Source organism: Wolbachia endosymbiont of Rhagoletis cerasi (assembly GCF_018454475.1).
GTDB lineage: Bacteria > Pseudomonadota > Alphaproteobacteria > Rickettsiales > Anaplasmataceae > Wolbachia > Wolbachia pipientis.
The window spans coordinates 22419-29098 of the sequence record NZ_JADCNC010000007.1 but is presented as its reverse complement, the minus strand read 5'-3'; the positions used below and the strand labels follow the sequence as shown (position 1 = coordinate 29098).

The 6680-nt window shown below is 37.7% G+C and carries 9 protein-coding genes; all 9 read left to right on the top strand.

Features of this window, described 5'->3' with window-relative positions:
* Positions 1–717 (top strand): terminase gpA endonuclease subunit (locus INQ25_RS02245; RefSeq protein ID WP_213862981.1); only part of this gene is annotated, 717 nt, incomplete at its 5' end.
* Entirely contained in the window at positions 717–950 is a 234-nt protein-coding gene (locus INQ25_RS02240; RefSeq protein WP_213862980.1) for a gpW family head-tail joining protein, read from the top strand. The genes INQ25_RS02245 and INQ25_RS02240, both read left to right, overlap by 1 nt.
* The gene (locus INQ25_RS02235; protein ID WP_213862979.1) at positions 934–1695 is read left to right on the top strand and encodes a hypothetical protein; all 762 of its coding nucleotides are present in this window, start codon (positions 934–936) and stop codon (positions 1693–1695) included. The genes INQ25_RS02240 and INQ25_RS02235 overlap by 17 nt, the downstream gene beginning before the upstream one ends.
* An 83-nt stretch (positions 1696–1778) precedes the next feature.
* Complete coding sequence (locus INQ25_RS02230; RefSeq protein WP_213862978.1) at positions 1779–2012, top strand: hypothetical protein; 234 nt, start codon at positions 1779–1781, stop codon at positions 2010–2012.
* 117 nt (positions 2013–2129) lie between these two features.
* Positions 2130–2387 (top strand): hypothetical protein, encoded by a 258-nt coding sequence (locus INQ25_RS02225; protein WP_213862977.1) that lies wholly within the window; start codon positions 2130–2132, stop codon positions 2385–2387.
* A complete protein-coding gene (locus INQ25_RS02220) occupies positions 2384–2650 on the top strand; it encodes a type II toxin-antitoxin system RelE family toxin (protein WP_213862976.1) in 267 nt (88 codons plus the stop codon). The genes INQ25_RS02225 and INQ25_RS02220 overlap by 4 nt, the downstream gene beginning before the upstream one ends.
* Before the next feature lie 100 nt (positions 2651–2750).
* A complete protein-coding gene (locus INQ25_RS02215; RefSeq protein WP_213862975.1) occupies positions 2751–4178 on the top strand; it encodes a phage portal protein in 1428 nt (475 codons plus the stop codon).
* A complete protein-coding gene (locus INQ25_RS02210) occupies positions 4175–5242 on the top strand; it encodes a S49 family peptidase (RefSeq protein ID WP_213862974.1) in 1068 nt (355 codons plus the stop codon). Before INQ25_RS02215 ends, INQ25_RS02210 begins: the two co-directional genes overlap by 4 nt.
* A gap of 421 nt (positions 5243–5663) precedes the next feature.
* Entirely contained in the window at positions 5664–6677 is a 1014-nt protein-coding gene (locus INQ25_RS02205; RefSeq protein ID WP_213862973.1) for an IS110-like element ISWpi14 family transposase, read from the top strand.
* Positions 6678–6680: the final 3 nt, after the last annotated feature.

Genomic DNA, 6680 nt, shown 5'->3' with positions numbered 1-6680 from the left:
GCAGGGGTTGATGTACAAAAAGATCGTTTAGAAGTAGAAGTGGTAGCGTGGGGAAGAAACCGAGAAAGTTGGTCAATAGACTACCAGGTATTTGAAGGAGATCCAGGAGGGGAAGAAGTATGGGGAAAACTTTCGGAATTATTAAATCATCATTTTATCGGTGAAAATGGGCTTGAATACATGATAAGTATGATGGCGGTTGATGCTGGGTATGCAACACAAGAGGTATACAACTGGGTAAGAGGTCACCAAGGGTCAGGGAGAGTAATGGCAGTAAAAGGGGCAAACAAAGCGCTAGTGCCACTTAGCAGCCCAAGTAGAGTAGATGTAACAGTTAGCGGACAAAAGCTAAAGAGAGGAATGAAGCTGTGGCCAGTTGGGGTATCGATATTAAAGTCCGAGCTTTTCCAATTACTTAATGTTTTAACAGAAGGGGCGCCGGGGTATTGTCATTTTCCCGAATATCCACCTGAATATTTTAAGCAACTTACTGCAGAACAACTAATTACCAAGGTAGTAAAAGGGTATACCAAACAAGAGTGGCAAAAGATAAGGGATCGAAATGAAGTACTAGATTGCAGAGTTTATGCAAGAGCAGCATCAATAGCACTGGGAATAGATAGATGGCCAGAGAGTAAGTGGGAAAGTTTAGTAGGTGAAAAAACTAAAAAGTCAAAAAGAGTGAGAAGAAGTCAATGGTTGAATGAGAAAAGTTGATGTATAGCCAAGAATATTTAGATCAAGTAGAAGAAGCGATAAAGAAGCTACAGAGCGGGGAAAGAGTAGTATCGATTGCGTATGGTGACCATGTGGTTAGGTATGGAGAAGTTCAAATAAAGGATTTATTGGAGCTCAGGCAACGAATCAAAGCAGAGTTAAAAGTTGCAGGTGTGAAGCCGAAACGCAGGATTGTTATTACGACGGATAAGGGAGTTGACAAAATTAAGTGAAAATGTAATACTGTATGTTAAGAGATTTATAACTAAAGGAGATAACATGGATATAAAAAAATTACAAGAAGAACTAGTTGAAAAAATTTTGTTGATTCCTACGGAAGATGATAGTGAAGCTAGTGGTAAAGAAGCACTGGAGATTATCAATGAGTTAAAAGATCACATTAATGAGATCATTGTTATTAATAATCAACAGTTTACAGCTTTAGATTGTGTGATTATTGCTGACAGTCAAGGTAATGATCCAAGAATAAGTGAAAGAGTAAGAATAAATAATAGAACATTAAAAGAACTAGAAAATGCTATTAGAAACGTTGGAGGAAAAATATCAGAGGAATTGGAACAAGTACAAAATATTCACTATAGTCAAGATGAATTTCGTAGAGTTATAACGAGTGGTATAGAACAAGCACAACAAGTTTTGAGAAAGGTAGAAGAAGAGTCAAATCGTCGAATGGTAAGAGAAATAACTCGTAATTTGGCTCATTGTGCCCTACTTGCAGGTTCATCCTACCTAGTCTATACATCTGGAATCAGAAATGATAATGATGAAGAGTTTTCAATGTCTAGGTATTTAACAGGTGTGGTTGGAATAGGGGTTTATACTATGTTGCAAGTACCACAGGTCATGAATTGTTTAAGAGAGCTCACTCTTGGTGAACAGGAGAGACAAGCTTCTATGAGTTTAGAAAACGCCACTGTGCAGCCTAATATAGAAGAAAGACGATCAAGCTCACGTTAAATGTTGCTATTGCAATGGATAGGGGAGTTGTCAAAATTAAGTGAAAATGTTATAGTTGAAAGTTGGTATTTTCTGGTTAATGTATGACTCAAAGTCAAAAAAAGCTAAATGTAAGTTTCGAGGGTGAATTGGCTCAGTATCTTACAGAAGTGGCGGAAGCGTGGAATAAAACTATACCAGAAGTTTTAGTGTGTCTTGTGAAAGAAGAATTTGAAGCAGAGAAAGAGATGGCTGAAATTATTAAGGAGCGTGATGTTCCAGGTACAAAAACAGTTGCTCATGAGAATGTAGACTGGGGGGATGACGTTGAGAGTTAAAAAAGCTGTAAGTGAGTGTCGTATCAGAGCTAAGTGTTATTTTTTAGATGAATAAGGTAATTGACAAAATTGTGTAAAAATGTTATAGTTTATAGTTGATATTTTCTGGTTAATCATATGGCTCGAAGTCAAAAAAAGCTCAATATTAATGTAAGTTTCGAGGGTGAATTTGCTCAATATCTTACAGAGATCGCAAAAGCATGGAATAAAACTATACCAGAAGTTTTAGTGTGTCTTGTGAAAGAAGAATTTGAAGCAGAGAAAGAGATGGCTAAAATTATAAAAGAACGTGATGTGCCAGATGCAAAGATGGTCAAAAATGAGGATGTCGACTGGGATAAAATATTATCTGCAAAGACAATTAAAGATGAGTGAAATACAATATTATCTATTCAGAAAAGGTTCTTGAGAGAGATTTCCTTACTTTACCACCAACAATAAGATCAAGAATTAGAAGAGCTATAGACGAGCGGCTTACAATTGATCCCATTAATCTTGGTAAACCATTAAGTGGTAGATTAGTAGGAAGCAAAAGATTAAGAGTAGGCGATTACCGGATAATTTACAAGATAGATAAATTAGAACACACAGTAATTATCACAGAAATAGGACACAGAGATACTATTTACAAGAGATAAGTACAGGAACTTCTTGCACAATTAAAAATATGTTGACCAATTATCTAAAGTACGAATTTCTCCAGCAACTTGCTGCATAATTGAAACAATTATAATCTAAATGTTACTAAAATCATTCAAACAATTATTCCGCAAACCAAAAATCAAGAGCTCAGCCTGGGATGCGTCAGGCTCAGGAAGGAGATTATTGCACTTTCAACCAGAGACAGGAAGTATAAATAGCTTACTCTCGCATAGTCTTGAAACTTTACGAAGTCGATCACGTGACATGGTAAGAAAGAACTCCTATGCAGCAAACATCATCGATACGATAGTGAGTAATTGCGTTGGGACAGGAATAAAACCGCAGTCAAAGGCGAAAGATGCAGAATTTCGGAAAAAAGTGCAAGAATTATGGCTGAGATGGACAGATGAAGCAGACAGTAGCGGAGTGAGTGATTTTTATGGATTACAAGCTTTGGTTTGTAGGAGCATGATAGAAGGAGGAGAATGTTTTGTAAGACTTCGAACAAGAAAACGAGAAGATGGTCTTTGTGTGCCGTTGCAACTGCAAGTACTTGAATCAGAGCATTTAGACAATAAGAGCAATCAAACCCTTGCCAACGGTAATGTAATTAGAAACGGGATTGAATTTAACCGACTTGGGCAAAGAGAAGCATATTACCTATTTAGAGAACATCCAGGTGAAGGCTCGTTTGGCGAATCAGTAAGAGTACCAGCAAATGATGTTTTACATATCTACAGGCCACTAAGACCTGGGCAGATTCGAGGAGTACCATGGTTGTCCAGTGTACTGTTAAAGCTCTATGAACTTGATCAATACGATGATGCGGAATTAGTCAGAAAAAAGACAGCAGCGATGTTTGCGGGATTTATTACGAGACTTGATCCTGAAGCGAACATCATGGGAGAAGGAGAGAGTAATGAACAAGGAGTAGCGCTGTCAGGCTTAGAACCTGGGACTATGCAATTACTTGATCCCGGAGAAGATATTAAGTTCTCGGAACCATCAGACGTTGGGGGAAGTTATGAAGCATTCATGAAACAGCAGCTTAGGGCAATAGCAGTAGGCACAGGGATAACTTACGAGCAGCTAACAGGAGATCTAAGTGGTGTCAATTATTCATCAATAAGAGCTGGGTTAATAGAGTTTCGTAGGAGGTGCGCAATGTTACAGCATAACGTGGTAGTATTTCAGCTTTGCCGGCCAGTATGGGATAGGTGGCTAGAATTAGCAATACTATCTGGAGAACTGGACATAGGTGAAAATTGGGCAAAAGAAACAGCAAAAGAGGTAAAATGGATACCGCAAGGGTGTGCTTACGTAGATCCACTGAAAGACCAGCAAGCACAGCAAATGGCGGTAAGAAATGGATTTAAGAGTCGATCGGAAGTGGTTTCAGAACTTGGTTATGATGTAGAGGAAATAGACCAGGAAATTGCTGAAGATCAAAGACGTGCGAGTGAATTGGGCTTAAGTTTTGACTCGGACGTCAGTAGTTTTGATTCTAATACTGAAATAATATGACAACACAAGTGAGCTGGCTCAATAAACCGATGATGATAGAGCAAAGAAGCTTTGATTTATTGTCATTACATGCAGAGAAGCATCCAACGTTTAAAAATATAAAACATGCAGTAAGAAATAGTGAAAGGGGAATAAAAGTAATACCAATACATGGAATCTTGACGAAGAAGTCAGAGGCTTTTGATGATGTGTTGGGGATGACATCGTATGAGAAGATACGTGAAGAGATAGAAGAAGCTTTAATAGATGAAGAAGTAGAAACAATAATTTTGGACATAGACAGCCCTGGAGGAGAAGTAAACGGTTTATTCGACCTTTCGGACTTTATTTACGAAGCAAGGGGATTAAAAAAGATCGTAGCAATAGCAAATGATGATGCGTATTCTGCGGCGTATGCAATAGCGTCAAGTGCTGAAAAAGTATTGGTAACGAGGACTTCAGGAGTTGGAAGCATAGGAGTAATAGCAAGTCACATTGATCAAAGTGGATTTGATGAAAAGCAAGGGATAAAATATACAACTGTTTTTGCTGGAAGTCGAAAGAACGATTTAAATCCGCATGAGCCGATAACATCAGAAAGTGTGGAAAGCTTACAAGATGAAGTAGACCGCCTATATGAGATGTTTGTCGAGCTTGTAGCAAGAAATAGGAATCTTTCCACGGAAAAAATCAAATCAACGGAAGCAGGACTATATTTTGGTAAAAATGCAATAGAAATAGGTCTTGCAGATGGAATTACAACATTTTTTGAATTTATTAACAATTATAGGAGTACTACTATGACCACAGACTGTACTGATGTTGAGGAAGCTAAACGTATTGGTTACAACAACTGCCACAGAGAAGTATTAGAGGTAATAAGATTATGTAATTTATCAAAGATGCCAGAGAAGATAGGAGAATTTATCGAACAGAATGTAAATGCAAAACAAGCGCAAGAAATATTAATGTCGATACTGGCGGAGAGAACGAAGAAGACAGAGATACTGAGTACAATACCGCAAAATACACCAGAAGACTTGATGATGCAGGTAGCAAGAACTCGAGCGCAATCTGGCATTTGAGAAATTTAGGTACCAGCAATTACAAATGCCGCGGTCCGCCAGAATAGCCAATTATAAAGTTTTTACCGCGACGTATAGCAACTTTAAACACCGCGGTAAACAAATCTTATAACCGCCGTATATAACACTAACAAAAGCGGCGGTAAAACAATTAAGGAGGTGGTATGAATAGTTATTGCTTGGTTGGAAGCATGAGAAGATAATACCTTCTCAGAGTGGATAGGTGGCAGATTGAAAATGTTTGTGAGGCCCTTTCTGCTTTTTGCAGTATAGGAAAAAGACCTCGTGAAGGAGATTAATCGCCCCTGCCACCGAAAACCATCGTGCGGCCTATAAAATTTAGTGACCGCGTATAGGAGAATGGACCAACCGGTAATATTCTACTCTGATATGTTGGAGTATTCAATAAGGGAGAAGATTTATGCGTTACATAGGTGTTGATTTACATACTAATAGTTTCACTGCTTGCTACTTAGAACAGGAAAAACCAGAGTATATTAAAACGTTTCGCTTACAGGATTTAGGTAATTTTATCAAAAATCTTCAAGAAACAGATGAAGTAGCCTTAGAGGCAACGGGAAATAGCTGTTTCTTTTATGATGAAGTGTCACCTTACGTTAAGCGCGTTGTTGTGGTTGCTCCCTTGCAATTTGAAGTTATTCGTCGTTCTGTGAACAAAACAGATAAACATGATGCAAGAGCTATTGCTTTTTTTCTCAGCAAAGATATGTTGCCTGAAGCAAAATGCAAGAGCAAACAATGCCAACAGTTAGCTTCTCTTCTTAAAACAAGAGATCAGTTAGTAAAATCACGGGTATCTTTAATCAATAAAATACATGGACTTTTCAATTACCACGGAATAAAGATTAAAAAGGAAGTACTGACAACCAAAGCGGGATTTGAATGCTCTCTTGGTAAACATGATTGGAGTCACTTGGAAAAGGTTGAGATTGAAGTGATTAGCAGTAATCTGGAAGTCATTCGAGAAAGTCTCAAAAAACTTGAAAAGAAAATTATAGCTTTTGCTCAGCAGCTTCCTGGATTTAATAATCTCATCAGCATTAAAGGTATTGGTGCGATTTCTGCAGCAGTTTTTGTTGCAACAATTGGTGATATTAATGATTTTAGTAATCCTGAAAAACTTACAGCTTATTTTGGAGTTGTACCGCGAGTTTCTCAATCCAATCAACAATGCACAATTGGAAGAATTACTAAACGTGGATCAAAAATTGGGCGTACTTCTTTAGTACAGTGTACTTGGATTGCTATACGTTATAGTCCTTATCTGAAAAGTTTTTACGAGCGTGTGAAAAAAAAGCGTGGTTCTGCTAAGGCTATTATTGCTACTGCTAGGAAGTTTCTCACAACTATTTTCTATACTCTTAAAAACAACTGGATTTTCAAAGATTTTACAAAATATGAAATTTCTTATTGACAA

Bases quoted from the DNA above. Each gene is read 5' to 3' on its own strand.
- INQ25_RS02230 (WP_213862978.1), top strand. From the start codon at position 1,779: ATGACTCAAAGTCAAAAAAAGCTAAATGTAAGTTTCGAGGGTGAATTG.
- INQ25_RS02215 (WP_213862975.1), top strand. From the start codon at position 2,751: ATGTTACTAAAATCATTCAAACAATTATTCCGCAAACCAAAAATCAAG.
- INQ25_RS02205 (WP_213862973.1), top strand. From the start codon at position 5,664: ATGCGTTACATAGGTGTTGATTTACATACTAATAGTTTCACTGCTTGC.
- INQ25_RS02225 (WP_213862977.1), top strand. From the start codon at position 2,130: ATGGCTCGAAGTCAAAAAAAGCTCAATATTAATGTAAGTTTCGAGGGT.
- INQ25_RS02210 (WP_213862974.1), top strand. From the start codon at position 4,175: ATGACAACACAAGTGAGCTGGCTCAATAAACCGATGATGATAGAGCAA.
- INQ25_RS02240 (WP_213862980.1), top strand. From the start codon at position 717: ATGTATAGCCAAGAATATTTAGATCAAGTAGAAGAAGCGATAAAGAAG.